This is a genomic window from Exiguobacterium alkaliphilum (genome assembly GCF_018138125.1).
GTDB lineage: Bacteria > Bacillota > Bacilli > Exiguobacteriales > Exiguobacteriaceae > Exiguobacterium > Exiguobacterium alkaliphilum.
In genome coordinates this window covers 2,735,781-2,761,378 of sequence record NZ_CP073101.1, presented here as the reverse complement: position 1 = coordinate 2,761,378, position 25,598 = coordinate 2,735,781, and the positions used below count along the sequence as shown (strand labels likewise).

Sequence of the window (25,598 nt, the reverse complement as noted above, 5' to 3'; positions counted from 1 at the left end):
AACGGGATGGATTTCAATCGATTTACCGATAAAGCGCATGAAAGCATCGTCAGTTCGCAAGCACTCGCGAAACAGTATCATCATAGTGAGATGAACGAATGGCACGTCCTCGCATCGATGATTTCGCAGGCGGACGGCATCATTCCACTTTTGCTACAAAAGATGGAGTTGAACGTCGCGGACATCGAAGCGGAAGTGGCGATGGCGCTCAAAAATGCACCGAAGTTGCAAACGCCGACGACACCGATGATTTCAGCTTCTCTCTTGAACGTCTTGACGACGGCCGAGCGTGAGGCGACCAGTATGAATGACGAATACGTCTCCGTCGAACACGTGTTGCTCGGTATCCTGTTGAATAAAAGCCAAGCGCAAAGCATGCTCGAACGTAAAGGCGTGACCGAGGAGAAGTTACGCGAGGCGCTCACTGCGATTCGTGGCAATCGACGTATCACCTCGAAGTCTCCGGAAGCGACGTATGACGTGTTGACGAAATACGGACGCGATTTGATTCAAGAAGTGAAGACTGGGAAAATCGACCCCGTCATCGGGCGAGACAGTGAGATTCGCCGCGTCATCCGTATCTTGAGCCGGAAGACGAAGAACAATCCCGTCTTAATTGGAGAACCGGGAGTCGGGAAGACGGCGATCGTCGAAGGGCTAGCCCAACGGATTGTCCGTGGTGACGTCCCGGAAAGCTTGAAAGACAAGACGATTTTCAGTCTCGACATGAGTTCGCTCGTCGCTGGCGCCAAATATCGCGGGGAGTTCGAAGAACGTTTGCAAGCCGTCTTGAACGAAGTGAAAGAAGCGGAAGGGAAAATCATCCTTTTCATCGACGAATTGCACACGATCGTCGGAGCCGGTAAATCCGAAGGAGCGATGGACGCCGGGAATATGCTCAAGCCGATGCTCGCTCGTGGTGAACTCCATTGTATCGGGGCGACGACGCTCGATGAGTATCGTCAATATATCGAGAAAGATCCAGCACTCGAGCGACGCTTCCAACAAGTGCTCGTCGACGAACCGGATGTCGAAGACACGGTCTCGATCTTACGCGGCTTGAAAGAACGGTTCGAGATTCACCACGGTGTCCGCATTCATGACAACGCGCTCGTCGCGGCGGCCGTCTTGTCGAATCGCTACATTACCGACCGTTTCATGCCAGACAAAGCGATTGACCTCGTCGATGAGTCGAGCGCGATGATTCGGACCGAGATGGAATCGATGCCGGCCGAACTCGATGAACTCGTCCGTCGCGTCATGCAGCTCGAGATTGAAGAAGCGGCGCTTAAAAAAGAGAGCGATGACGCGTCGAAGAAACGGCTCGAAGCGCTTCAACAAGAACTCGCCTCGTCACGCGAACAAGCGGACGCGCTCCGTCTACGTTGGGAGAACGAGAAAGAATCGACCCACCGCGTGCAACACATCCGTGGCGACCTCGAGAAAGTGAAGCTCGAACTGCAAGAGGCCGAAAGTCGCTACGACTTGAACCGAGCGTCGGAACTCAAATACGGACGCATCCCGGAACTCGAGCGTGAACTCGAAGAAGCCGAACGTCTTGCAGGATCGGTGACGCGTGAACTCGTCCGGGAAGAAGTGACGGAAGAAGAGATTGCGGAAGTCGTCTCGAAATGGACGGGCATCCCAGTGACGAAACTGACCGAGGGAGAACGCGACAAGTTACTCAACCTCGAGACGGTGCTCCATCAACGCGTCTTCGGCCAAGACGACGCGATTCGCCTCGTCAGCGACGCCGTCATCCGGGCCCGGGCCGGCATCAAAGACCCGAACCGTCCGATTGGGTCGTTCCTCTTCCTTGGGCCGACCGGGGTCGGGAAGACCGAACTCGGGAAAGCGCTCGCCGAGGCGATGTTCGATTCCGAAGATCATATCGTCCGACTCGACATGAGCGAATATATGGAGAAGCACGCCGTATCCCGTCTCGTCGGCGCGCCTCCGGGCTATATCGGCTACGAGGAAGGCGGTCAGTTGACAGAAGCAGTACGCCGCAATCCGTACTCGGTGTTACTACTTGACGAAGTCGAGAAAGCGCACGCCGACGTGTTCAACATCTTGCTCCAGTTGCTCGATGACGGTCGCTTGACCGACTCGCACGGACGAGTCGTCGATTTCAAGAACACGATTGTCATCATGACGTCGAATATTGGGGCCGACATCTTGCTCGAGGCGGCGAAAGACGGCGTCATCGATGAGGCGGAGGAACGTCAAGTCATCGAGCGACTCCGTCGTCACTTCCGACCGGAGTTCTTGAACCGTGTCGATGAGACGATTCTGTTCCATCCGCTCACACGCGACCAAATCGGCCAAATCGTCGAGAAGGCGGTCGCCCGGATGGGAAGCCGTTTGACGGCCCGCTCGATTCACATCGAAATCACCGACGCGGCGAAAGCGTTCATCGCGGATGAGGCGTATGAACCGCAGTTCGGGGCCCGTCCAATTAACCGCTATGTGCAGCGGACGATTGAGACAAAGCTTGCCCGCAGCATCCTCGCCGGTGACGTCGAGGATGGCCAGACCGTGATGATTGATGTCGAGAACGGAGAGTTGACACTCCGTCCGACAACCGTGACCTATTAAGGAAAAGAGCGCCAGCAGATGCCGGCGCTCCTTTTTTAGTGATTGACTCGTGTGCGTCGATGGACGGCGCGTAGGACGAAATAACTGAGTGCGAGAAACGTTACATACAACAGGACGGCGAACGCAAAATTGAAGACGACCGGGATTGTCCCCATATCACGCTGTCGCGCGGCCTCGTCAAACCAAATCACAAGCCAAAAGAACAAACCGAGACTGACCGCGACGAGCGAGTAAAATCCGCCGTTCACGGTCTTTCCAAATCGCATGATCAAATGGCCGACCGGATAGCTAATCAAGGCGATGAGTGCGAGGCCGATGTAAAACAAGCCGTCAATCGGGACATACACGAACATGTGATTTCCACCTTTATCGAGGTAAATGCAAATTCAATATATTTACATTTATCATACGATAAAACAAAAAAATGTAAAATGATTCTTTTTACGTAGACGGTTGATAGACGCAGTACGGTTCTTCGGCTTTATAGTCGCCCGTCACGGCGAACGCACGGGCCCGCGAACCGCCGCAGATGTAACGATATTCGCAATACCCGCACTTGCCTCCGTGCGTATCGGGGTCCCGGAGTGAGGTGAATACCGGATGATGTCGATAAAGGTCGGCGAGCGATGACTGTTTGACGTTGCCGCAAGTGATCGGGAGAAATCCAGACGGTTGGACGTCACCGGTATGCGAGATGAAGACAAACCCGTTCCCGTCGTTCGTCCCGCGAGGCGCTTTCGCCAAATCGTCGTGCGGATGACCAATCGGCGGGAGCCCGAGTTGTTTCCGTCGCGCGTTCTCCTGACGGGCGATGCGACGATAAAATTGGGCCTCGGTCGTTGAGATGATGAATGGGACTTCGGCTTGGAGAGCGAACGCCCAACGAAGAACCTGTTCATGTTGCTCTGGTGTGATCGGTTGTAAGAGCGAGCCCCGTCCAGTCGGGACGAGAAAGAAGAGGGTCCATACAGAGACGCCAAGCTCTTCGACGAGTTTGGCGATCGCGGGGAGTTGGTCCACGTTATATTCGGTGACGGTCGTATTGATTTGGAACGACATGCCTTCCTGATGGAAGTACGAAATGCCGCGAAGCGTCCGCTCGAAACTGCCGCGAGTGCCCCGGAAGTAATCGTGCGATTTGGCGTCTGGCCCATCAAGGGAGAACGCCCAGCGTGAAAGTCCGGCCGCCTTAGCTCGCTTGACCGCATCGCGGGTCACGCGTGGGGTAGCCGAAGGCGTCATCGAGACGCGCATGCCGAGCGAGGCTGCGTACCAGGTCAGTTCGAATAAGTCGTCACGCATGAGCGGGTCGCCGCCGGTGAAGACGAGGATTGGGTTATCCATGGCGTGAATGTCCCGGATGAGCGTTTTCGCCTGATCTGTATCGAGTTCATCGGGATAGCGATGATATTGGGCCTCGGCCCGACAATGGACGCACGACAACGCACAGGCGCGCGTCACTTCCCAAATGACGATGAACGGATTGACGTTGTAATCGATTCCGCTCATACGAGCACCTCTGGCGTTACGTTCAGACGTTCGACGGCCTGTTTGGCCGAATCGACACAGTCCGGCAATCCGACCCCGTCAAGAATCGCGCCGCACGCCTCGACCCCGTCCAGTGCGGCGAGGGCACGATTGAAGGAACGGACGTACGCTTTATGGCCGACTTCATATTGGGGCATCGTATCGAGGTGCCGTTCGACTTTCGTGAAGAGCGGCTTCCCGACGTGTTGAATCGTTCGTAGCTCGTCTAAGGCAAACGCGGCAATCGTCTCGTCGTCTTCCTTCAACAGGGGAGGCACGTGCTCGGATCCGATATAGACGCGTAGGAGCGCCATACCCGCAGGTGCCATGTGCGGCCACTTCTTATGCATCCAGCTGCATGCGGTCAGTGCGTTGCCTTCCCGTTTGGCGATGACATACCCGGTCCCGTCGAGCGCTGCGACATCGGTCTCTTTGAAGGCGGCGAGCACGGTCAAGGAAGACGTTCGTTTCAAGTCGGATAACTGTGCTGCTTCAGCCAATCCGAGCATCGGGCCGAGCGCCTCTGGAGAAGTCGCGAGAATGATACCGTCAAACGTCTCGACCGTCCCGTCCGAGAGCTCGACTTCATGCGGGCGAATCGCGGCGACGCGTGTGTTCAAATAAAGCTGATCGATGGCCGGTCGGAGCGCTTCAGTCAATGTGCCGAGCCCGTTACGGAGCGACAAGAACTTCCCTGCCTCACGAGGTGTGGCCCCGGCTTGAACGGGCGGTGTCAATGCTTTCATGCCGAGGATCAGGCTGCGTTTTTTCCGTTCAATCGTGATAAACTGAGGAAAAGTAGACTCGATGCTCATGTCTTGGAGCGTCCCGTTATAAATGCCCGACAAGAGCGGCTCGATCATCGACTCGACGACTTCAGGACCGAGCCGGGTACGGAAGAACGTGTCGAGCGAGATGTCTGTGCCGTGATAGACGCGCGGAAGCACGAGGTCGAGCCCGGCCCGGAACTTGCCGCGCCACGTGAATAAGTCGGTCTTGACCATCGGCCAAAACTTTGTCGGGATGCCCATGACGGAACCGTCCGGCATTTGACGCAGTTTTTGACGGACATAGATGTACGACGTCCCAGTCTTCGAACGAACGAGCTGCCCGTCTAAGCCGAGCTCTTGAATCAAGTCGGTCAGCGTCGGTTTCCGGGCCATATAGCCGTCGGGTCCGCACTCGAGGACGAATCCGTCCCGATGAATCGTTTTGATTTTCCCTCCAAGTCGATCGTTCGCTTCATACAGTGTGACGCGAGCGCCTTGCTGTTTAGCATAATAGGCGGCAGCAAGCCCGGTAATACCGCCGCCAATGATTGCGATGTGTTTCAATTCGTTCACCCATTTCCGTATAGTCTCATCTTTAACGGTACCGAGAATTGTCACCGAGACATAGGATAAGTATCACGCCGTTGTTAGACAAAACTGTCACGATTGAAAAGGAGGAACTGCCATGCTCTCATTCTGGCTGATGGCGTCAATCGTCATCGTAGGCGTCATCACGTTCATCCTCGTGATGAATCGGCACGGTGACAAGCTCGACGGGGATGAAGAGAGTCCGCCAATTCTATGGGCCGATGACAAATGGTATCAAGATGACGGGCCGCCGGATGGATAACCGCGAGAAGATGTGGTAAGATGTCTCGGTTGTAAACTATCGGATATGAGGTGATGATGATGAACGTATTAGAACAGCAGTTGGCGCATTTGGTCGACGAGTGTCGTCCGTACACGGCTCAAGGGAAAGTAGCGGATTATATTCCCGAGCTGGCTTATGTGAAAGACGACTTACTCGGCGTGGCAATATGTTTGCCTGACGGTTCTTACATCCATGCGGGTGACGTCCATCATAAGTTCACGATTCAAAGTGTCTCGAAGGCGCTCACGCTTTGCTATGTGTTGATGGAGTTCGGGGAAGATTATGTGTTCTCAAAAGTCGGAATGGAACCGACCGGGGACGCGTTCAACTCGATCGCAAAGCTTGAAGAGACGGTGCCATCGAAACCGCTCAACCCGATGATCAATGCCGGTGCGCTCGCTGTCACGAGCATGATTTTAGGCGATACAGCCGAATTGAAGATTTATCAGTTCCGCCAATTTTTGGCGACGTTATTAAACGTGCCTGTCGAAGAGGTGCGCTACAACGAAAAAGTCGCCCGCTCGGAATACGAGACGACCGACTTGAACCGGGCCTTGCTTTATTTCATGCGTCATCACGGCATCGTCGAAGGAGACGTCGATGAGATTATCGATGTATACACGAAGCAATGTGCCATCGAAATCGATTGTTTTGACTTGGCTCGCATCGGCCGAATTCTATCCGGTAACGGCGAGGACCCGGTGACAGGCGAAGAGTTGATTCCGCGCCGTGTCGTCCGAATCGTCAAAGCGATCATGACGACGTGCGGCATGTACGATGCTTCGGGCGAGTTCGCCGTCCGCGTCGGACTTCCTGGTAAGAGTGGCGTGTCGGGTGCGATTCTCGCGACCGGCAAGCATGAGCTCGGGCTGAGCGATGTCGGATTCGGAATTTTCGGTCCCGCCCTCGACTCAAAAGGGAACTCGATTGCCGGGATGAAGTTGCTTGAACTGCTCGTCGAACGCTATACGTCACGTTAAAGCTTGACAGCGTTGACCGATTCGTCGAGTTCTGCCTCGAGTTGGCGCAGTTTCGATTCATATGCGGCACTCAGCTCTTCGGGCGGGGTGAACGCGGACCAGCGCAACAATAACTGATGGTGGTCGTTCATGTTCCCGAGCTCGGTCTGGAGCCGTTTTAATTTATGGACTTGGTCTTTCGACGCCTCGTCCTCATAGTTCAACAAATATTCATGCAAATAGCGCTCGCGTTTCACGGCGAGCCGGACTTTATGAAGCGTCTCGAGCCGGTCGGCCATCTGTGACGCTTCTTTATGGGTGGCGATGCGACGTTTTCGTTCATCTTTCGCTTTCTCGAGGAAAGACGCCGCGTCTTGTTTTTTGAAGGCGCGGAACAGCTGGCCACCGAGGAAACGACGCACTTGTTGGTCGAGTGACGGCGTCATCTTCTCGCTCACGCGGGTGGCGAGTACGGTTCGATTGACGGCACGCTGTCGCTCCATCTCGTTGAGAAAAGCGATATCGAGTTCCGAATCGGTCTCGAGCGCCTCGACGAGTACGTCGCCGTCCCGAACCGTTCCGAGTGCCTCCATGAGTTGTTTCAGCTGACGATACGTGGACGGTTTCGTCTCGTACAGTTGCATGAACGTTAACAGCTTCCGGAGGTGAACGCGCGCCTGATGGATGTCTTCACTGTTTTGAAACGTGAGCGCTTCGGTCATATAATGGTTGAACGTATTCCACGTCTCGAGCAACTCATATTTTAGTTTTTCCGCATTCCGTTGATTCATTCTACTGTTTCCTTTCTGAAATGAGATGAGGGTTGTCCATGTACCAAACACATACGCTTCAAGAAAAAATCAAACTGTTCTTCACCATCTTCTATCCGATTTTGGTGACACAAGTCTCTTTTTACTTAATCAGCTTTTTTGACACGGTCATGTCCGGCCGGGCCGGAGCGGTCGACTTGGCCGGTGTCGGCGTCGGGTCGAGTCTATGGATGCCGGTCTATACGGGACTGAGCGGGATTTTGCTCGCTGTCGCGCCGATTGTCGCGCAAGCGCTCGGGGCGAGAAATATCCAGCAGATTCAACGGACGTTGTTCCAAGGCGTCTACTTAGCGGTCGGCCTGAGCATCGCGACGCTCATCCTCGGATTCATCCTCGTGCCGACTGCCGTCGACGGGATGGGTCTGAGTGAAGAAGGGAAGCGCATCGCCAAAGGGTATTTGCTCGCCCTCGGGTTCGGGGTGTTGCCGATGTTCTTGTTCAACGTGTTACGCACGCTTATGGATTCACTCGGCAAAACGCGCGTCTCGATGCTGCTTATACTATTAGGGTTACCCATTAACGTCGGTTTAAACTACATCTTCATCTTTGGAAAACTCGGCGTCCCGGCTTACGGTGGCATCGGGGCAGGCATCGCCTCGGCGATCACGTATTGGCTTCTATTTTTCATGGCGCTCGCTTTCGTCCGAAGCGGCAAACCGTTCCTCGAGTATCGTTTCTTGCGCTCGTTTGAACGACTGCTTTGGCCACGCCAAAAAGAACTGTTGCAACTCGGGACGCCAATCGGGCTCGCCATCTTTGCCGAGGTGAGCATCTTCGCGGCGGTCACGCTTCTGTTGAGTTCGTACGGCGACAATATCGTCGCCGCGCACCAGGCGGCGATCAACTTCGCATCGTTCGTCTACATGTTGCCGCTCTCCGCATCGAGTGCACTCACGATCGTCGTCGGCTATGAGCTCGGGGCCCGCCGCTTAAAAGATGCGGTCCGATACGCTAAGATCGGCCTTTCGCTCTGTTTGGCCGTGTCGATTTTCTCGGGGGCGTTCTTGTTCTGGCAAAACGAACGGGTCGCCGCGATTTACACGAACGACGCGGCTGTCGTCGAACTCGCCGCCCACTTCATGATCTTCGCGGTGTTCTTCCAACTGTCGGACGCGGTCGCCGCGCCGATTCAAGGGATTTTGCGTGGTTTCAAAGACGTGAACGTGACGCTCGTCTTGTCACTCATCGCCTACTGGGTGATCGGGTTGCCGCTCGGGTATACGCTCGCCGAACCGCTCGGTGTCGGTCCGGACGGGTATTGGATTGGGCTCATCGCCGGACTTGCCGCTGGGGCCGTGCTCTTATTTGTTCGTCTCGTGTATATCGTCCGGCGTTATAAACCGGAACCGGTTGAAATCAAATCGTAAGTATATGGGAGACCCAGTCGACTGACTGGGTCTCGGTTTGTTGACTAACAGAATGATTTCACTCATCCTCTTGGCGCCTTCGCTTTCCTAGGGGCGAGCAGGGAGCCGCATCGCGTAACGCTGCTGCGCTCGCTATCCCCTTAGGAGTCTCCGGCGCCGCCGGATGAGCGCCGCGAGAGGCCGAACTTGTGAGGTCTCTCGTCTTTACATTTCTTCAATTTTATGTCGGGCAGTGCGCCACGGGACCATTGAATCCAAAAGAAGATGAACCAAATCACATGTCATGATTTGGTTCGTCAACAGATTGGGTCTTCTTTCGTGAAAAGAAATTCAATGTGGTTAAATTGGTATATACAACTATACTAGTTATTTGTTATGATAATGGGGAAGAACAGTGGTAGAAAGGTGGAGATTGATGATGGTGATTATCAATGCACACATCGTCTCGGGCGACGAGACGTTTGAACGAGGGTTTATTCGAATCAACGGGGCGACGATCGAACAAGTCGGCTCGATGTCAGACTATGTCGAACAAGAGGAAACGGTACACGATGTCTCCGGTGCGCTCGTCACCCCTGGGATGATTGATGTGCACGTCCACGGCGGGTATGACGTCGACACGATGGACGCTGACGAGACGACGTTGCGCCAATGGGCCGAATCGATGTTTGCTGAAGGCGTGACATCATTTTTTGCGACGACGATCACCCAGTCACCGTCGAACATCTCGCGTGCGCTCGAGGCGACGCGCCGTGTCATCGAGACGAATGATACGTCGCTCATCGGGATCCATTTAGAAGGGCCGTTCGTGAACGTCGAGAACGCGGGGGCGCAACCGGCCGAATACATTGTCGACCCGGATGCGGAGTTGTTCCGTTCATGGCAACAGGAGGCAGCCGGACATATCCGGCTCGTGACGTACGCACCGGAGCGACCGGGCGCACGGGAACTCGAGGGAGTGATGCGTGAGACGGGGGCCATCGGGTCGGCTGGTCACACGAACGCGACATACGTCGAGAATAAGCGAGCGGGCGTCAAACACGGGACGCATCTATACAATCAGATGCGCGGACTGCATCACCGGGAGCCCGGAACGGTCGGCTATTGCCTGCTCGAACTGGACGTGATGGCAGAGATCATTCCGGACGGGATTCACAGCCGCCCGGAAATGGTCGACTTCGCCTATCGGATGAAAGGGGCAGACGGGCTCGTCGTCATCACGGATGCGATGCGGGCCAAAGGATTGCCCGATGGACGGTATGAGCTCGGCGGACAGCCTGTCATCGTGGAGGCGGGTGCTGCCCGTCTAGAAGCGGGCAACTTGGCGGGAAGCGTGTTGACGATGGACGCGGCATTTCGGAACATCCTCGCGTTCACCGGCTGTACGACCGAAGAAGCCGTGAAGATGACTTCGCTCAACCAAGCGCGCGAGTTCGGGTTGACACATAAAGGGAACATCGCCAGCGGCTTTGACGCCGACCTCGTCATCTGGGACGAGACGTTATCAGTCAAACAGACGATTCACCGTGGGCGAATCGTCTTTCAGAAGGAGGAGCACGCATGAACATCTTAGTCGCCAATACACCACAAGACGCCGAACAGATTGCATACACGCTCATTAAAGAACGCCTGGCCGGGAAACGTGAATTCGTCCTCGGGCTTGCGACCGGGAGTACGCCGGTCGGCATGTATAAAATGTTCAAACAAGACCGATTGGATTGCAGCCATGTGACGAGCGTCAATTTGGATGAATATATCGGGCTCGCGCCGGACCACCCTCAAAGCTATCATCACTTCATGGAAGAGAAGCTGTTCGATGACGTGCCGTTCAAGGAGAGCCATGTGCCACGCGGGGACGCGCCCGACCCGGAACAAGAGACGGCACGTTACGAGGCGCTCGTCCGTTCGATCGGTGTCGACCTGCAGTTGCTCGGAATCGGCGAGAACGGACATATCGCCTTTAATGAGCCGGGGACTGCGCTCGACGCGAAGACGCACGTGACAGAATTGACAGAGTCGACACGCGAGGCGAACCGACGTTTCTTCGACTCGATTGACGAAGTGCCGACCCAAGCCATTACGATGGGCCTCGACACGATCATGAACGCACGTGAAATCGTCCTCGTCGCGACCGGGACACGAAAAGCGGAAGCGGTCCATCACATGATTGAGAGCGTCCCGACGATCGAGTGGCCGGCGACGATTCTACAGGCCCACCCGAGCGTCACGGTCGTCCTCGACAAGGAAGCGGCGTCGCGATGCGCGGAGGCGCTCCAAGCCCGAGGCAATGAGGCCGCGGCCCGTTTCTTCTCTATCCGAGCTTGACTCCTGCGGACATCAGTCCGCAGGTTTTTCATTTGTGGGAAATTGTATGGAAATGAATTTGTCATCAAAACGTTTTCGACAAACGGTATCGTTTCCTCTATAATAAGTGAAGCTCGTATCATTCGACCGTGAAGGAGAAACATATGAATTCTAGAACCCAGGCTCGTAGACGTCGCACAGGACCGTCTGCGTTTTATAAACTGTTCAGTGCAGTATTACTCATCGTCATCATCGCCGGCTCGAGCATGTATGGGACAGCCTTTTATAAAGCACACAACATGTTGTCGGGGACACAAGTGACACTTGACGACGACCCGATGGTAGAACCGACCCGGTTTGATAAAGAAGATACTGAAAGCTTCCTCGTGCTCGGGACGGATTTATCGCCCCAGAAGAAAGCACGTGGTGAATACGGACGTTCTGACGTCATGATCGTCGTCATCTTGAACAAGAAAGAAAAACAGACGACGATGCTTAGCATCCCGCGTGACTCATACGTCAACATCGACTATACCGGCTACAACATTCCGTACGGGAAGACAGGTCTTGACCAAGACAAAATCACGCACGCCTATTACTTCGGTTCGATGGACGAGTCGAACCCGAACAACGGTATGCGGATGTCAACGAAGACGGTCGAAAACCTCGTCGGGATTGAGATTGACCACGTCGTCTCACTCAACTTCCAAGGGTTCGTCGACTTTATCGATGCCGTCGGCGGTGTCGAGATTGACGTCCCGTTCTCGTCGAAACAAAACAGCTACGACGCTTCGCGTGAGGTCGTCGAAGTCGAGGCCGGCCTCCAGCAATTGACCGGTGAAGAAGCGCTCGCTTACGTCCGCAACCGCTATGACGACCCACGCGGTGACATCGGCCGCGGTCAACGTCAGATGGAAGTCATCAACGCCGTGCTCGAACAGTCGCTCGGGACGTCGCTCCTCAACAACTACGATAAAGTGTTGAAGGCCGTCGGTGACAATATGCAGACGACGCTCGGACCGAACGACTACATGCGCTTGATTGAAGACGTCGGTGCGCTCAACAACACGGTGCAATACCAGTTGACGGGTGAAGGTGCCCGCGCCAGTGACGGACATTTCTACTACTTCTTGAACGAGCCATTGCTCGATGAGGTCCGTTACCGTGTCCAACAAGCGGATGCCGGAAACGAAGTGCAGGCGATGACCGACTCAGAGCTCGAGTCGTATATGTACGACCCATCTGGAATCACATATGAAGCACAATAAAAACGATTTGCCACCTCGGCAAATCGTTTTTATTATGACCGCTCCATCGCGACCGTGAACGAGTAGGCGTCGCCACGGAACAACGAGCGGCTATATTCGAACATGTCTCCGCTATCGAGGTACGTCCGTTGATCGATTAAGAGCACCGGTGCCCCCGGCTCAATCGTCAAGAGTTCGGCTTCTTCCTCACCGGCACTTCGGGCTTCAAGCGTCTGCGTCGCATTTTTCAAATGGAGCCCTGCTTGCTCGGCATATTCATAGATTGACCCGGTGGCGTCCTCTTTCGTCAACTCGGGTAATAAGGAGACAGGGATGTAGGCCGTCTCGAGGGCGAGCACTTGCTCGTCGGCCAAGCGAAGGCGTTTCATCTCGTACACCGGGGTGTCGAGCGCGACGCTCAAGCGACGTGATACTTTATACGGGGCCGGAATCGTTTGGAACGAGAGCAGGCGTGAATACGGCCGCATACCGCGGTGTTTGATTTCTTCGGTGAAACTCGTCAAACCGGAGAGTGTCATCGAGATTTTGTTCGTCGCGACGAACGTGCCGCGCCCTTTTTGGCGATGGAGATAGCCGTCATTGACCAAGTTTTTGATCGCTTGGCGGACGGTCATCCGGCTGACATCGTACGTCTCAGAAAACTCGCGTTCGGACGGGATGAGATCACCGGGTTGCAGAAACCCGTCATCTATTTGTTGCTTTAAATAAGATTCGATTTGATAATAAATAGGAAGCGGGGATTTTTTATCAATCTGTAACATCTCAATCGCTCCTGACTCATAAGGATTATGACTTATTATAGACCAAATCAAACTAGTTGTCTGAACACATTATAGAGAAAAGAGGTTCTACTTATGACCGGATGGGAATTTAAAACGATGGTAACGGCACAACGACAAGATGAGCGCGGGCACTGGATCGCGCTTCAAGAGACGCACTTTTATGCGGAAGGTGGCGGACAACCGGCTGACACCGGGACGATCGCGGACGAGACAGTACGAGATGTTCAACAAGTCGACGATATCGTCTGGCACTTGCTTGAGCGTCCGCTTGAAGTCGGTACAGCAGTGACTGCACAAGTCGACGTCGCGACACGTCGCGACCACTCCATCCAACATACGGCGCAACACGTGTTGACGGCCATCCTTGAAGACCGATACGGCATCGAGACGCTCAGTTTCGGTATCGGAACCGATGACGCCTCGATTGAGATTGGGACGCATGCGTTCGACTGGTCGCAAATCGAGCAACTCGAGCAAGACGTGGCGACGGTCATTTACGAAAACCGTCCGATTCACATCCGTCAGCTTGATGTTAGTAAAGTGGATCAGACGAAGTTGCGAAAGCCGACGGACCGGACCGGGATGATTCGCATCGTTGAAGTCGAGGGTCTTGACTATAACGCATGCGGCGGGACTCATGTCGCATCGACCGGACAACTCGGTTTCGTACACGTGACGGCTTTGAAAAAAGTCCGAGGGAACATCCGTTTGACATACGTTGCCGGTCGGCGGGCAATCCGGGAAACTCAATCGGCACGCACAGCACTTCGGACGGTCCATCAGACGTTGTCGACGACGAACGAGACCGTCGCGGCCCGCGTCCTTGAAGAACGGAACGCTCGGATTGAGCGTGAGAAAGAAGTGAAGGCGCTTGAGGCCCGGGTCGCCAAGGCGAAAGTGGCCGCCTTCTTACAAGAAGACAATTACGTGATCACACATATCGGCAAGACCGAAGGCGAGACGCTCACAACGATGATTATCGAACGGATCGCCGCGACCGGACGGATTGCCGTCGGGGCCAATCATACGGCCCAAAAGTTGATTCTCATGCATGACGGGACGCACGATATCGCCATCGGAAAGTTTTTGAAACGGGCGCTCGACGACCTCGGGATTGGCCGAGGCGGTGGCAGCCATAAACAAGCGCAGGCACGATTCGAGTCGGTGCTCGACTTAGAGAAGGCGACGGCAGAAGTCGTCAAACGTTTACAGGAAGGGGTCGTCTCATGTTAATAGTGAAGCACGGTCAGACAGACACGTTGATTGAACAAGCGCGACACGTCCGAGAAGTCGTCTTCATCGAAGAGCAAGGCATCGACCCGGCACTCGAATATGATGAACTCGACCCGGTCTGTGTCCACGTCGTCGGAACGGTCGAAGACGTTCCGGTAACGACGGCCCGGCTGCGGCTGGTTGAAGACGGCGTCGGGAAAGTCGAACGCGTCGCGACATTGAAGACGGCGCGCGGGAACGGGTATGCCCAGGAAGTCATGTTCGAGATTGAGCGCGTCGCGAACAGCCAAGGCATCCATACGCTGAAGCTCGGGGCTCAACTGACGGCGCTCCCGTTCTACGAGCGGCTCGGGTATGAGGCGTATGGCGACGAGTTTTTAGATGCGAATATCCCGCACCGGATGATGAAAAAGACGTGGTAATGCTTTTTAGAAATTTTCCTTTTTTCTAAAAAAAGGTTGGCAAGTCGTTTTTCATTTGTTATAACTAAAACTAACAACTGACAGATAGAGGTTGCGAATGACATGAGTAAGCTTGATCGAGACGGACGCATTCCGGATCGGGCCGAAAGGGGAATTTCGCCGAAGTCGACGTTCGCATGCGTACGAACGAAGGCTGGGGTAGTCGTGAATAACGCCTACACTGCCATGGATGAAATGCCATGGAGCGCTATCTACGGAACGATTCTTTAATCGTTTTTCAACTGCGCGTACAAGCGGCAGGCCGTAGGGAGAGTGCTTCCTACCGGTCTGCCGCTTTTTCTGTTGGTGGACATCATGAAAGTGGGGAACTTGATGACAACCGTATTAAAATTTGGAGGCAGCTCCGTTGCCACAATCGAACAGATTCAGGCAATTTCTGAATACTTGCAAACCCGAGCCGAGGCCGGTGAGAAGCTCGTCGTCGTCGTATCGGCGATGGGTAAGACGACGGATTCGCTCTTGTCACTCGCGAAGCAAATCACGGAACGGCCGACGATTCGAGAACTCGATCGCTTGCTCGCCGTCGGAGAAGAGCAGACGATCAGCCTGCTGAGCATCGCGTTGAACTCGCGAGGCGTCGCGGCCATCTCACTCACCGGACAGCAGGCCGGAATCGATACGATGGGTATCCATACAAAAAGTAAGATTAAGGCAATTCGAAAAGAAGTGCTCGAAGAGAAGCTCCGGACGTACGACGTCGTCATCGTCGCCGGTTTCCAAGGTGTCAACGAATTCGGTGACGTCACGACGCTTGGTCGTGGCGGCTCGGACACGACGGCCGTCGCTTTAGCGGCCGTCCTCAGTAAACGCTGTGAGATTTACACAGACGTCGCCGGCGTCTACACGGCCGACCCGCGCATCCATAAAGAAGCGCGCCGGTTGGATACCGTCTCATACGACGAGATGATGGAGATGAGCGCGCTCGGCTCGAAAGTGATGGAAATGCGCAGCGTCGAGCTCGCGAAAAAATACGATGTGAACATTTTTGTAGGAAAGACGCTTGCGAGCGAAGGAGGAACGTGGATTATGGATATGACCCAAGCAATGGAACAAAAAGCGGTGACGAGCGTGAGCGTCGTGAAAAACGTGCTCAGCGTCTCGATTAAACACATCCCGCATTCGGTGGCAGGGGTTGCCGATATTTTCGAGAAATTGTCACAGCGCCATGTCAATATCGATATGATCAGTCAGACGGCGTTCGACGGGGAAGTATTCCTCTCGTTCACGTGCCCGCTCGATGAAGAGGCGTTCCTTGAAGAAGCGCTCGCCGAGTTGACGGAATCGTTCCCGCAAATCAAGATTGACCGCCATACCGAGCATGCGAAAATCTCGGTCGTCGGGATTGGGATGCGCGACGCGACGGGTGTCGCCTCTGAATTGTTCGCGACGTTCCGTGAGAGCGGCATCCCGTTCTACCAGGTCACGACTTCCGAGATCAGCATCTCATACACGATTAACGAACAAGACGTCGAAGCAGCTGTCGCGGCCATCGCGACACGCTTCAAATTATAAGGAGGACGCGACATGTATAACGTAGCCGTCGTCGGCGCGACCGGTGCCGTCGGCCAAAAGATGATTGACGTATTGACAGAATATGAATTCCCGATTAGCGAGCTGTTGCTTTACGCATCGGCCCGCTCGGCTGGAAAAACAGTGACCGTGAACGGCCAGGACGTCGTCATCCGAGAACTCTCGGACGCGATTTACGCGGACCCGATCGACATCGCGCTCTTCTCGGCCGGTGGGAGCTTGAGTGAACAGTATGCGCCTCGGCTGAGCAAACAAGGGGTCATCGTCATCGACAACTCGAGCGCGTTCCGGATGCAGGCGGACATTCCGCTTATCGTCCCGGAAGTGAACCGTGTCGAGCTGAGCCCGGAGAAAACGCTCATCGCCAACCCGAACTGTTCGACGATTCAATCGGTCGTCGCGCTTGCCCCGCTCGCTGAAGTATACGGCTTGACGCGCGTCGCCTATACATCGTATCAAGCGGTCTCAGGGTCGGGCCAAAAAGGAATTGAAGATTTAGAGCGCGGAAGCCGCGGGGAAGAACCACAAAACTACCCGTATCCGATTTACGACAACGTGTTGCCGCATATCGACGTCTTTTTAGACAACGGTTATACGAAAGAAGAACAGAAGATGATTGACGAGACGCGCAAAATCTTGAACGCACCGAACCTCGGTGTCACGGCTACGTGTGTCCGTGTCCCGGTCCGTAATAGCCACGCCGTCTCGATCACGGTGACGCTCGACCGTACGGCGACGCTCGCTGAAGTGAAAGCGGTGCTCAGTGACGCACCGGGCATCGTCCTTATGGACAACCCGAGTGAGCTTGTCTATCCGACACCGCTCGATGCGAACGGGACGGACGACGTCTACGTCGGACGCGTCCGCGTCGACGAGTCGCAACCGAACACGTTCCATCTCTGGTGCGTCGCCGATAACGTTCGAAAAGGTGCCGCGGCGAACGCTGTACAAATCGCCCAATGCATGATTGGCCAGACCGCCACAAAATAAGGAGGAGATCATATGTTCACAGGAGTCGCAACTGCACTCGCCACACCGTTTCAACAAGACGGGTCGCTAAACCTTCCCGCATGGGAAGCGTTGATTGAAGAACAAATCCAAGAAGGGGTGAGCGGGCTTGTCATCGGAGGCACGACAGGTGAAGGAATGACGATCACGGACGCAGAGTTCGAGACGCTCCTTACGAAAGCGATCGCCGTCGCAAAAGGACGTGCCGTCATCATCGCCGGCACCGGGTCGAACAACACGGCGCTCAGCATCGAAAAGACGAAGCGTGCCGCTGAACTCGGCGCTGAGATGGCGATGGTCGTCACACCGTACTACAACAAGTCGACGCAAGCCGGACTCATCGCGCACTTCACAGCGATTGCGGATGCGTCACCGATTCCGCTCATGCTCTACAACGTGCCGTCACGCACCGGTGTCGCCCTCGAACCGGCGACGGTCGGGGAACTCGCTGACCATCCGCGCATCGCTGCGCTCAAAGAAGCGAGCGGGGATATCTCGGTCATGGCCCAAATGATGGCCCACTTACCGGAAGGCTTCCCGGTCTATTGCGGCAATGACGATCAAATCTTGCCGTACATGGCATGGGGCGCACAAGGCGTCGTCTCGGTCCTCTCAAACGTCTATCCAGGTGCGACCGTCGCACTCGCCGAGGCGCTCCTTGCCGGAGACTTGGAAACGGCACGCAAGTGGCAAATTCGTTTGCTTCCAGTCATCGATGAACTGTTCGCGGAAGTGAACCCGATTCCGGTCAAAGCCGCACTCAATGCGCGCGGCTTCGGCTTCGGTGAACCACGTCTCCCGCTCGTCCCGATGAGCGCGACGGCCGAGGCACGGTTGTTATCGGCAATGGAGCAGTTCAACGAGGTGAGACAGTGAACTTACTCATTCATGGATACGGGGCGATGGGTCAGATCGTCGAAGAAGTCGCCCATACACAAAACTTGAACGTCGCCGCCATCGTTTCACCGGCGGGCGGCGAACATCCGACGTCACTGCGAGACGTCGAGGCGGACATCGACGTCGTCATCGACTTCTCGAACCCGGCGCTGTTAGATGACGTGCTCGCTTACGGAAAAGCGAATAAAGTCCCGCTCGTTATCGCGACGACCGGCTTCTCGGAAGCCGAACTCGCGAAAATCGAGGAAGCGTCACGCGAGATTCCAATCTTCCAGTCGTATAACACGTCTTATGGAATCGCGCTGTTAAAACAGTTATTAGACCAGCTCGTCCCGCTCACGCTCGGTTATGACATCGAAGTGATTGAGGCGCACCACCGGAAGAAAGTCGACGCACCAAGCGGGACGGCGGAGTTGCTCGCCCGTGCCATCGAAGCGAAACGTGACGTCACACCGGTATATGACCGGACGCCACGCCGCGAAGCGCGGGAAGCAAACGAACTCGGCATGCACTCGGTGCGTGGCGGTACGATTTTCGGTGAACACACCGTCCTCTTTGCCGGGGACGATGAAATGCTTGAATTGAAACACACGGCCCTGTCGAAACGCGTCTTCGCGAACGGGGCACTCGCTGCGGCGGCGACGATTCTCGACCGCCCGGCCGGACTTTATAATTTAACGAACCTATACGAGGAGGCTACTCATGTTACTCACAAACGCTTATGAAATCGCGCAATACATTAAAGATGCCAAGAAAGAAACGCCAGTCAAATTATACGTCAACGGCCAATTGGCCGGTCTCACAATCGAGGACGCGAAAGCGTTCGGATCGGATGAGTCGAAGCTGTTCTTGACGACAGCAGAACGTGCGGCTGCGTTCCTTGAAACGAACGCGTCGGTCATCACGGATTCCCACCTCGAGTTTGATCGCCGCAATAGTGCCGTTCCAATGCTTGACACAACTCAACTCAATGCGCGCATCGAGCCAGGCTCATTCATCCGCGATCACGTTCAAATCGGGAACAATGCCGTCGTGATGATGGGTGCGGTCGTCAATATCGGAGCGGTCATCGGAGACGGTTCGATGGTCGACATGAACGCGGTCATCGGCGCCCGCGGCACACTCGGGAAAAACGTCCACCTTGGAGCCGGCGCAGTTGTCGCAGGTGTCCTTGAGCCACCTTCAAAAGATCCGGTCATCATCGAAGACGGTGTCATGATTGGTGCGAACGCGGTCATCTTGGAGGGCGTCCGTGTCGGAGAGAACGCGGTCGTCGCAGCCGGTAGTGTCGTCACACAAGACGTACCGCGAGGCGTCGTCGTCGCCGGTACGCCTGCCCGCATCATTAAGCAAAAAGATGAAAAAACAGCAGAAAAAACACAACTTGTTGATGACTTACGCTCCCTGTAACGTATAATAGACAGAAAATATCAAAAATGAATGGGAGAGTTGAACGATGGAACAGTATGGACAATGGATGTGGCAAGACGGAGCTTGGATCGAGCCGACGGATGCGAACACGAGCATCATGACGCACGCGATTCACTATGGCAGCGGCTTTTTTGAAGGGATTCGGGCGTATCACACAGAGGAAGGCCCGGCCATCTTCCGACTCCGCGAACATTTAGAGCGACTCGTGCGTTCATGTGCGTACTATCATGTCGACTTACCTTATACGGTCGATGAGCTCGAGCAAGCGACAATCGAATTGATTGAGCGCAATGGATTCGAAGCCTGTTACATCCGCCCATTCGTTTTCCTCGGCACACCTTGGCAGGCACTCATGCCGACACAGGAAACGAAAGTACATGTCGCGATCTCGTGCTGGCCGCTCGGCGAGTATTTCAGCAAGACGGTCGGCATCCGGGCGAAAGTCGCTTCGTATCGTCGCGTATCTTCGACGATGATGCCGATGCAGGCAAAAGCGGCGGCCAACTATATGAACTCGCAACTCCTTAAAGGGGAGGCGGTACGAGACGGTTACGATGAAGCGATCGCTCTCGACATGAACGGGAACGTCAGCGAGGCGAGCGTCGCCAACATCTTCCTCGTCAAAGGGAAAAAGATTTTCACACCGTCACTCGACTGTTCGGTGCTTGACGGCATCACGCGTCAAACGGTGATCGACCTTGCCCGTGAAGAAGGGTTCGAAGTCATCGAACGTCATATCGGACGGGACGAGCTCTATGTCGCGGATGAGATTTTCTTGACAGGTACAGCGGCTGAAGTGACGAGTGTTATCGAAGTCGACAACATTTCAATCGGAGGCGGCGTGCAGACGGTCGCAACGAACATGCTCACCCGTTATCGTGAAGCGGTGACGGGGCAAATCGAGCACCGTCGTGACTGGGTCACGTTCGTCAAAGCAGCAGTGAAAGAGTAAAGGAGTTTTTGCATGGGAGTCACAATTGACTTGAATGCGATTCGCGAAAACAAACGTCGGATTGAGGCGCTCGGCCGACCGGTGTTCGCCGTCGTGAAAAACAACGCCTATAATTTAGGGATGAAGCCAGTTGTGACGACGCTGTACGAAGAAGGGGTACGTCACTTTATGGTGACGACGCTCGATGAGGCGACGGAAGTCCGGTCAAGCGCACCGAATGCCCGCGTGCTCGTCATGAATCCTGTCTATGAATGGACGAGTGTGCACGAGCAACAGCTTGACGTCGCCATCGGTTCCTACGACTGGCTCGTCGCACAGCGCAGTCAATTGGACGGCGTCCGGCTTCACTTGAAACTAGATGTCGGCATGAATCGCTTCGGTGCGAAGACGTATGACGAAGCGCTCGCCATTCTTGCGTTTTGCCAAGACGAAGGGCTTGACCTCGTCGGATTATGCACACACTTTCCGCTCGCCGATGCGGACAATGCAGAAATTGAGCATAGCGTCCACGTGGAACGGTTCGCCGACTGGTCGACGCGACTGATGGAACGGCAAACGTTTGAAGTGGTGCACGCGGCCAATAGCGCGGCCACGCTCCAAGCCGACCCGCGCCTCGGTCACTGCACACACGTCCGCGTCGGCATCTTCTTGTATGGCTACTCTTCCGTGGAACCGGTCGATTGGCTCATCCCGGCATTTCGTTGGGAGACGGAAGTCATCGCCATCCATGACATCGAAGCGGGGGCGCACGTCGGATACGGGACGGGCTATACGGCCGAAACGAGAGAACGCATCGCCGTGCTTCCGGTCGGTTATGGGGACGGGCTCATGCGGGCCCGGCGCCATTTACCGGTCCACATTCAGGAGAAGGCGTTCCCGTTCGTGAGCAACATCTTTATGAGTCACAGCTTTTTACGCGTTGATGCGTCGGTTCAAATCGGGGACCGTGTCGAATTGTACGGGAACACGACGAAAATCGACGACATCACGCGGACGGGTTATGCGAATAACTCGGAACAATTATGCGCACGCTCATGGCGTGTCCCGCATCGCTATGAAGGAGGAAATGTATGTACACCACCAACCAATCAGTTTGTATGATCGAGGGCGTGTCCGTTCGTGAACTTCAAGCGACATATGGGACGCCGCTCTATATCATGAGCGAACCGGAACTCGAGAGCCGCCTCGGCCTCGTCCGGAGCGCATTTTTAGACAAATATCCGAACACGTATGCGCTCTATGCGTCAAAAGCGATGTCAATCGCGGCCGTGTACGAGAAAGTGATTGCGGCTGGTCTAAGCATCGACGTCGTCTCGCGCGGCGAGATGTTCGTCGCCCTTCATGCGGGTGTCCCGGCCGACCGGATTCACGTCCACGGGTCGAACAAGACGGTACAGGATATCACGTTCGCGCTTGAGCACGGCATCACCCATTTCACAATCGATAACATGCGGGAAATCGGGTTGCTCTCGGGCCTTGCCGCGCAACACGGTGTTGACGTCGACGTCTTGCTCCGCATCGTCCCACAAGTCGTCGGAGGCGCCCACGAGGCGATTCAGACGGGTGGAGTCGACACGAAATTCGGCTTCCCGACACATGACGACACGTACTTAGAAGCCGTCCGAGCGACACTTCAAGCGGATCGTCTTCGTCTGCAAGGCATCCATTGCCACGTCGGGTCACAGATTCAAGAGCCGACGCTGTTCATCAACACGGTGAAGACGATGGTCAACTTCATCGAGACGATTCGTCAACAGACGGGCTTCACAGCCGACGTGTTGAATATCGGGGGCGGCTTTGGTGTCGCTTATCTCGAGTCGGACGATCCGCTCGACTTTGCCGACACGATGACGCAAGTGATGGATACGCTCATCGCGGAAGTGAACCGCTTCGGATTGCCGCTCCCGAAAATCGGGATCGAGCCGGGCCGCTGGCTCGTCGCCAACGCCGGGGCGACGCTGTATGAAGTCGGGACGGTGAAAGAAGTGAGCGGTGTCCGCACGTACGTCTCGGTCGATGGCGGGATGACGGATAACATCCGTCCCGCTCTTTATGACGCCGAATATGACGTCATTGCGGCGACACGGATGAATGAAGAAAAGACGCTCGAAGCGAAGATCGTCGGCGCATGTTGCGAGTCGGGGGATATCATCTCGAACCGTTCACTCATCCCGCCGGTCGAGGCAGGGGATTTGCTCCTCGTCAAAGCGACGGGCGCCTATAACTTCTCGATGGCGAGCAACTATAACCAAATGCTTCGCCCGGCCGTCGTCTTCGTGAAAAATGGGACACATCGTCTCGTCGTCCGCAGACAGACGCTCGAAGATCTGGTCGTGTGTGAAGTCGTCGGACAATCATCGTAAGGATAGCCAGAAAAGGGATTCAGTCATGCGACTGAATCCCTTTTCGTGTCAACGACCATTTGTCAGGTTAATCGAGTTGTGCGTTCACTTCTGCTTCATATCGTTCCACAAGTTTGTTGTTGTCCGTCGTACCGTATTTCTTTTCTAAGACCGGGATGAGACGTAACCAAATCGTGTTCTTTTCATAAAGGTCTCGGTCAAACTGATGATTCAACTCTTGAAGGGATAAACCGAGGGCGCTCGCGTAGGCGAGATGAATCGGCAAATCACTTTGGTCCGGTCCTTGTTGAATGAAACGGTCAATCTCGTCTTCGGTTACGTGAATGTTGTACGTCTCTCTTGCGACCGTCTTCCATGAGACATCTTGTTCCATCGCTTCAGTCGAGAGTGCGATGACTTGCGCGTCTGTTAAGTCGGTTTCATAGTACAGCTTCTCTTCTGCCAACGTCCGAATGACCCACTTCCGTAACGGCTCCTCGACGTCGAACTGGTTTGCTTCGATGATCGCGTCATCAAACAGTTTCTTATAGTCGTCGAACGTGAAATTGTCTACGATTTGGCGCTGTTCTTCTTCACTTTTCATTTCAATCGTTTCAGGCTGAGAGGCCGCGGACTGACATGCTGCTGTGAAGATGGCGAGTGAGAGCGTACATAATAGCAATGATTTGAACCGTGCGGTCATGACGATCCTCTCCTTATCTGTTTGTTCGTTCATGGCGGTTGTTTCGACGAATGGAGCATGAGAGCGATTCACTACTATATACTCGCTAAATAGCCATCAGGTTCCCTTTATCTTCGGTCAAATCGCTACACATGAGAACGATTTTCAATTATGATGAAACAGATAGTAGAGGGGGTATTGACATGATTGAAAAGACAGCGGGACAACAGTTGATTGAATCGCGGCGGACGATTCGGATGTTTACGGAAGGTGAACTCGACACGGCCGAGTTGTATGAACTTTTGACATCGGCCCATCAAGCGCCGTTTCATAATAAAGTCGAACCGTGGAACGTCTATTTGTTCAACGGAGACGGGAAAAACGTGTTACTGTCCGCGCTCGAGCCAGCGTTTCAGGACGGACCGGAGTCGAAGCGGGAAAAGATTGCCGGGCGGATTCGGAATGCCGCTGCCTGCATCTACGTGACGACGAAGCCGTTCGAGACGGAGAAAGACAAGAAGGATGCGTTGCTCGCGACGGCGACGTTTATCCAGAACTTCCATCTGCTCTGTAGCGAGCGAGACATCGGCCTCGTCTGGCGGACGGGCGGTATCTTTGAGGATGCGCGCCTGCAAGACATGATCGGGGCGGAAGGAGAGACGTTCGTCGGGTTGCTCCAACTCGGGCGATTCGAGGACGTCCCACCAAAGAAACATCGTCAGTCGGTTGACAGTTGCCTCACGATTTTTGAATAAAGAAAAGCTCGAGCGGAGACCAGTGTCTACGCTCGAGCTTTTCGTCTATGCAAGTTATTTTTTTAATTTATTTGCGAGCCAGTCTTGAATGACGTTTGCTGGAATCATTATGATCACGTTCCCCCGGTTTTGATTTCTTCCTCTATACTATTATCCGATTGGATCCGTTCCCAAACCTCTCGATGTGCGCCTTGCAACGTATCATCGAACGAATCCTCAACATGAAGGCAATAGCTTGGGTTAATGGACGAAGCGTACAAGTCTAACATGAGTTGAGCGTGGTTGAGATGCATACAATTGGCTCCTTTCGACACGTCGGCTTGACTACATCCTCAGTATACAAAGGAATCATGAAGAAAATTCAGGGGAATCGTTAACAATTTATGAATCTTGTAAACGCTTTCACAAACTTTCTTTACGTTCGATCGGTTCGCACGTCGTCAAATACTGCTCTGCTCGTTTGGCGTACTTGTTGACCGTCCGCTCCATGATAAAGCGATCTTCATCGTTCAGCGGTCGGACGACTTTTGCAGGTACCCCCATGACCATGACCCCTTCTGGGATTTGCATGTTCGGCGTGACGAGCGCACCGGCTGCGACGAATGAACCTTTCCCGACCTTGGCCCCATCGAGGACGGTCGCGTGCATCCCGATGAGACAACCTTCTTCAATCTCACAACCGTGAATCATCGCCATGTGTCCGATGGAGACACGGTCGTGAATGATTGTCGGTGAGCCTTCGTATTGATGGACCATCGAACCGTCCTGGATGTTGACGTACGAACCGATTTGAATCGGACCTTCGTCCCCGCGGATGACCGTATTGAACCAAACCCCAGAATGGGCCCCGATCGTGACGTCGCCGATGACATGGGCACCGGGAGCGACGAAGACCGTCGCGTCGACGTTTGGAAGTAAATCACCTAATTTGTACTGCATATGTGTAACCCCTTTCAAACAGATATGCTCTTATTGTCGCACAACTTGAAAAAGAAATTGCGCCGAAAAGA

The 25,598-nt window shown here is 54.6% G+C and carries 25 protein-coding genes and 1 riboswitch; of the genes, 18 read left to right on the top strand and 7 right to left on the bottom strand.

What is annotated here, in order from left to right; all coding sequences use genetic code 11:
* Nucleotides 1-6 precede the first annotated feature (6 nt).
* Nucleotides 7-2,598: an ATP-dependent chaperone ClpB gene (gene clpB / locus KB235_RS14265; protein WP_211779964.1), complete on the top strand. Its 2,592-nt coding sequence runs from the start codon at nt 7-9 to the stop codon at nt 2,596-2,598.
* Nucleotides 2,599-2,633: 35 nt separating this feature from the next.
* On the opposite strand, the gene KB235_RS14260 is transcribed toward clpB, so the two are convergent.
* The 3 genes from KB235_RS14260 to hemG all read right to left on the bottom strand — a co-directional run bounded on the left by KB235_RS14260 (nt 2,634) and on the right by hemG (nt 5,513).
* Nucleotides 2,634-2,951, bottom strand: a complete 318-nt coding sequence (locus tag KB235_RS14260; protein ID WP_034809007.1) for a hypothetical protein — start codon at nt 2,949-2,951, stop codon at nt 2,634-2,636.
* An 88-nt stretch (nt 2,952-3,039) separates the two neighbouring features.
* Nucleotides 3,040-4,107, bottom strand: coding sequence for a TIGR04053 family radical SAM/SPASM domain-containing protein (locus tag KB235_RS14255; RefSeq protein WP_211779963.1), 1,068 nt, complete (start codon nt 4,105-4,107; stop codon nt 3,040-3,042).
* A complete protein-coding gene (hemG, locus tag KB235_RS14250; protein WP_338032650.1) occupies nt 4,104-5,513 on the bottom strand; it encodes a protoporphyrinogen oxidase in 1,410 nt (469 codons plus the stop codon). The genes KB235_RS14255 and hemG overlap by 4 nt, the downstream gene beginning before the upstream one ends.
* A 67-nt stretch (nt 5,514-5,580) precedes the next feature.
* Here hemG and KB235_RS14245 point away from each other — a divergent pair, with 67 nt between their 5' ends.
* Together KB235_RS14245 and glsA are read left to right on the top strand one after the other, a co-directional pair.
* Nucleotides 5,581-5,745: a hypothetical protein gene (locus KB235_RS14245; RefSeq protein WP_211779961.1), complete on the top strand. Its 165-nt coding sequence runs from the start codon at nt 5,581-5,583 to the stop codon at nt 5,743-5,745.
* Between the two features lie 59 nt (nt 5,746-5,804).
* On the top strand, nt 5,805-6,746 hold the full coding sequence (gene glsA, locus KB235_RS14240; protein WP_211779960.1) for a glutaminase A: 942 nt from the start codon (nt 5,805-5,807) through the stop codon (nt 6,744-6,746).
* Here the strand turns inward: glsA and KB235_RS14235 are convergent.
* A complete protein-coding gene (locus KB235_RS14235; protein WP_034814354.1) occupies nt 6,743-7,516 on the bottom strand; it encodes a CHAD domain-containing protein in 774 nt (257 codons plus the stop codon). The genes glsA and KB235_RS14235 overlap by 4 nt on opposite strands.
* A 38-nt stretch (nt 7,517-7,554) precedes the next feature.
* On the opposite strand from KB235_RS14235, the gene KB235_RS14230 reads away from it, so the two are divergent.
* The 4 genes from KB235_RS14230 (at nt 7,555) to KB235_RS14215 (ending at nt 12,494) form a co-directional block, all read left to right on the top strand.
* Nucleotides 7,555-8,922 (top strand): MATE family efflux transporter, encoded by a 1,368-nt coding sequence (locus KB235_RS14230; RefSeq protein ID WP_034809000.1) that lies wholly within the window; start codon nt 7,555-7,557, stop codon nt 8,920-8,922.
* A 415-nt stretch (nt 8,923-9,337) separates the two neighbouring features.
* On the top strand, nt 9,338-10,486 hold the full coding sequence (nagA, locus tag KB235_RS14225) for an N-acetylglucosamine-6-phosphate deacetylase (protein ID WP_034814356.1): 1,149 nt from the start codon (nt 9,338-9,340) through the stop codon (nt 10,484-10,486).
* Nucleotides 10,483-11,247 carry a glucosamine-6-phosphate deaminase gene (gene nagB / locus KB235_RS14220; protein ID WP_034808995.1) on the top strand — a complete coding sequence of 255 codons (765 nt, stop codon included), beginning with the start codon at nt 10,483-10,485 and terminating at the stop codon, nt 11,245-11,247. The genes nagA and nagB overlap by 4 nt, the downstream gene beginning before the upstream one ends.
* A gap of 143 nt (nt 11,248-11,390) precedes the next feature.
* Nucleotides 11,391-12,494 (top strand): LCP family protein, encoded by a 1,104-nt coding sequence (locus tag KB235_RS14215; protein WP_034814358.1) that lies wholly within the window; start codon nt 11,391-11,393, stop codon nt 12,492-12,494.
* Nucleotides 12,495-12,526: 32 nt separating this feature from the next.
* Here the strand turns inward: KB235_RS14215 and KB235_RS14210 are convergent, their stop codons facing one another.
* Nucleotides 12,527-13,255: a GntR family transcriptional regulator gene (locus KB235_RS14210; protein WP_211779959.1), complete on the bottom strand. Its 729-nt coding sequence runs from the start codon at nt 13,253-13,255 to the stop codon at nt 12,527-12,529.
* A gap of 93 nt (nt 13,256-13,348) precedes the next feature.
* On the opposite strand from KB235_RS14210, the gene KB235_RS14205 reads away from it, so the two are divergent.
* The 10 genes from KB235_RS14205 (at nt 13,349) to lysA (ending at nt 23,172) form a co-directional block, all read left to right on the top strand.
* Nucleotides 13,349-14,509 (top strand): alanine--tRNA ligase-related protein, encoded by a 1,161-nt coding sequence (locus KB235_RS14205; protein ID WP_211779958.1) that lies wholly within the window; start codon nt 13,349-13,351, stop codon nt 14,507-14,509.
* Nucleotides 14,503-14,931, top strand: coding sequence for a GNAT family N-acetyltransferase (locus KB235_RS14200; protein ID WP_211779957.1), 429 nt, complete (start codon nt 14,503-14,505; stop codon nt 14,929-14,931). Before KB235_RS14205 ends, KB235_RS14200 begins: the two co-directional genes overlap by 7 nt.
* Nucleotides 14,932-15,008: 77 nt before the next feature.
* A riboswitch (Lysine riboswitch) is annotated at nt 15,009-15,189 on the top strand.
* A 114-nt stretch (nt 15,190-15,303) separates the two neighbouring features.
* A complete protein-coding gene (locus KB235_RS14195; RefSeq protein WP_034814424.1) occupies nt 15,304-16,503 on the top strand; it encodes an aspartate kinase in 1,200 nt (399 codons plus the stop codon).
* Nucleotides 16,504-16,515: 12 nt separating this feature from the next.
* Nucleotides 16,516-17,511 carry an aspartate-semialdehyde dehydrogenase gene (locus KB235_RS14190; RefSeq protein ID WP_211779956.1) on the top strand — a complete coding sequence of 332 codons (996 nt, stop codon included), beginning with the start codon at nt 16,516-16,518 and terminating at the stop codon, nt 17,509-17,511.
* 12 nt (nt 17,512-17,523) lie between these two features.
* Nucleotides 17,524-18,405 (top strand): 4-hydroxy-tetrahydrodipicolinate synthase, encoded by an 882-nt coding sequence (gene dapA / locus KB235_RS14185; RefSeq protein WP_211779955.1) that lies wholly within the window; start codon nt 17,524-17,526, stop codon nt 18,403-18,405.
* Complete coding sequence (gene dapB, locus KB235_RS14180) at nt 18,402-19,151, top strand: 4-hydroxy-tetrahydrodipicolinate reductase (protein ID WP_034809959.1); 750 nt, start codon at nt 18,402-18,404, stop codon at nt 19,149-19,151. Before dapA ends, dapB begins: the two co-directional genes overlap by 4 nt.
* Entirely contained in the window at nt 19,129-19,836 is a 708-nt protein-coding gene (gene dapD / locus KB235_RS14175; RefSeq protein WP_211779954.1) for a 2,3,4,5-tetrahydropyridine-2,6-dicarboxylate N-acetyltransferase, read from the top strand. Before dapB ends, dapD begins: the two co-directional genes overlap by 23 nt.
* 46 nt (nt 19,837-19,882) lie before the next feature.
* Entirely contained in the window at nt 19,883-20,809 is a 927-nt protein-coding gene (locus KB235_RS14170) for a branched-chain amino acid transaminase (protein WP_034809956.1), read from the top strand.
* Nucleotides 20,810-20,821: 12 nt separating this feature from the next.
* On the top strand, nt 20,822-21,910 hold the full coding sequence (gene alr / locus KB235_RS14165; RefSeq protein ID WP_211779953.1) for an alanine racemase: 1,089 nt from the start codon (nt 20,822-20,824) through the stop codon (nt 21,908-21,910).
* Nucleotides 21,880-23,172, top strand: a complete 1,293-nt coding sequence (lysA, locus tag KB235_RS14160; RefSeq protein ID WP_246514251.1) for a diaminopimelate decarboxylase — start codon at nt 21,880-21,882, stop codon at nt 23,170-23,172. Before alr ends, lysA begins: the two co-directional genes overlap by 31 nt.
* 67 nt (nt 23,173-23,239) lie before the next feature.
* On the opposite strand, the gene KB235_RS14155 is transcribed toward lysA, so the two are convergent.
* Nucleotides 23,240-23,854: a hypothetical protein gene (locus tag KB235_RS14155; protein WP_211779952.1), complete on the bottom strand. Its 615-nt coding sequence runs from the start codon at nt 23,852-23,854 to the stop codon at nt 23,240-23,242.
* Between the two features lie 182 nt (nt 23,855-24,036).
* Between KB235_RS14155 and KB235_RS14150 the strand changes: the two genes are divergently transcribed.
* Complete coding sequence (locus KB235_RS14150) at nt 24,037-24,588, top strand: nitroreductase family protein (RefSeq protein ID WP_246514249.1); 552 nt, start codon at nt 24,037-24,039, stop codon at nt 24,586-24,588.
* Nucleotides 24,589-24,990: 402 nt separating this feature from the next.
* On the opposite strand, the gene KB235_RS14145 is transcribed toward KB235_RS14150, so the two are convergent.
* Nucleotides 24,991-25,527 carry a gamma carbonic anhydrase family protein gene (locus KB235_RS14145; protein WP_034814380.1) on the bottom strand — a complete coding sequence of 179 codons (537 nt, stop codon included), beginning with the start codon at nt 25,525-25,527 and terminating at the stop codon, nt 24,991-24,993.
* Between the last annotated feature and the right edge of the window lie 71 nt (nt 25,528-25,598).

Coding starts and splice junctions, on each gene's coding strand:
- KB235_RS14230 (WP_034809000.1), top strand. CDS start 7,555: ATGTACCAAACACATACGCTTCAAGAAAAAATCAAACTGTTCTTCACC.
- KB235_RS14170 (WP_034809956.1), top strand. CDS start 19,883: ATGGAACAGTATGGACAATGGATGTGGCAAGACGGAGCTTGGATCGAG.
- clpB (WP_211779964.1), top strand. CDS start 7: ATGGATTTCAATCGATTTACCGATAAAGCGCATGAAAGCATCGTCAGT.
- KB235_RS14235 (WP_034814354.1), bottom strand. CDS start 7,516: ATGAATCAACGGAATGCGGAAAAACTAAAATATGAGTTGCTCGAGACG.
- KB235_RS14205 (WP_211779958.1), top strand. CDS start 13,349: ATGACCGGATGGGAATTTAAAACGATGGTAACGGCACAACGACAAGAT.
- KB235_RS14210 (WP_211779959.1), bottom strand. CDS start 13,255: ATGTTACAGATTGATAAAAAATCCCCGCTTCCTATTTATTATCAAATC.
- KB235_RS14150 (WP_246514249.1), top strand. CDS start 24,037: ATGATTGAAAAGACAGCGGGACAACAGTTGATTGAATCGCGGCGGACG.
- KB235_RS14145 (WP_034814380.1), bottom strand. CDS start 25,527: ATGCAGTACAAATTAGGTGATTTACTTCCAAACGTCGACGCGACGGTC.
- KB235_RS14190 (WP_211779956.1), top strand. CDS start 16,516: ATGTATAACGTAGCCGTCGTCGGCGCGACCGGTGCCGTCGGCCAAAAG.
- lysA (WP_246514251.1), top strand. CDS start 21,880: ATGTACACCACCAACCAATCAGTTTGTATGATCGAGGGCGTGTCCGTT.
- alr (WP_211779953.1), top strand. CDS start 20,822: ATGGGAGTCACAATTGACTTGAATGCGATTCGCGAAAACAAACGTCGG.
- nagB (WP_034808995.1), top strand. CDS start 10,483: ATGAACATCTTAGTCGCCAATACACCACAAGACGCCGAACAGATTGCA.
- KB235_RS14215 (WP_034814358.1), top strand. CDS start 11,391: ATGAATTCTAGAACCCAGGCTCGTAGACGTCGCACAGGACCGTCTGCG.
- KB235_RS14260 (WP_034809007.1), bottom strand. CDS start 2,951: ATGTTCGTGTATGTCCCGATTGACGGCTTGTTTTACATCGGCCTCGCA.
- glsA (WP_211779960.1), top strand. CDS start 5,805: ATGAACGTATTAGAACAGCAGTTGGCGCATTTGGTCGACGAGTGTCGT.
- KB235_RS14255 (WP_211779963.1), bottom strand. CDS start 4,107: ATGAGCGGAATCGATTACAACGTCAATCCGTTCATCGTCATTTGGGAA.
- KB235_RS14200 (WP_211779957.1), top strand. CDS start 14,503: ATGTTAATAGTGAAGCACGGTCAGACAGACACGTTGATTGAACAAGCG.
- dapD (WP_211779954.1), top strand. CDS start 19,129: ATGTTACTCACAAACGCTTATGAAATCGCGCAATACATTAAAGATGCC.
- KB235_RS14155 (WP_211779952.1), bottom strand. CDS start 23,854: ATGACCGCACGGTTCAAATCATTGCTATTATGTACGCTCTCACTCGCC.
- KB235_RS14195 (WP_034814424.1), top strand. CDS start 15,304: ATGACAACCGTATTAAAATTTGGAGGCAGCTCCGTTGCCACAATCGAA.
- KB235_RS14245 (WP_211779961.1), top strand. CDS start 5,581: ATGCTCTCATTCTGGCTGATGGCGTCAATCGTCATCGTAGGCGTCATC.
- nagA (WP_034814356.1), top strand. CDS start 9,338: ATGATGGTGATTATCAATGCACACATCGTCTCGGGCGACGAGACGTTT.
- dapA (WP_211779955.1), top strand. CDS start 17,524: ATGTTCACAGGAGTCGCAACTGCACTCGCCACACCGTTTCAACAAGAC.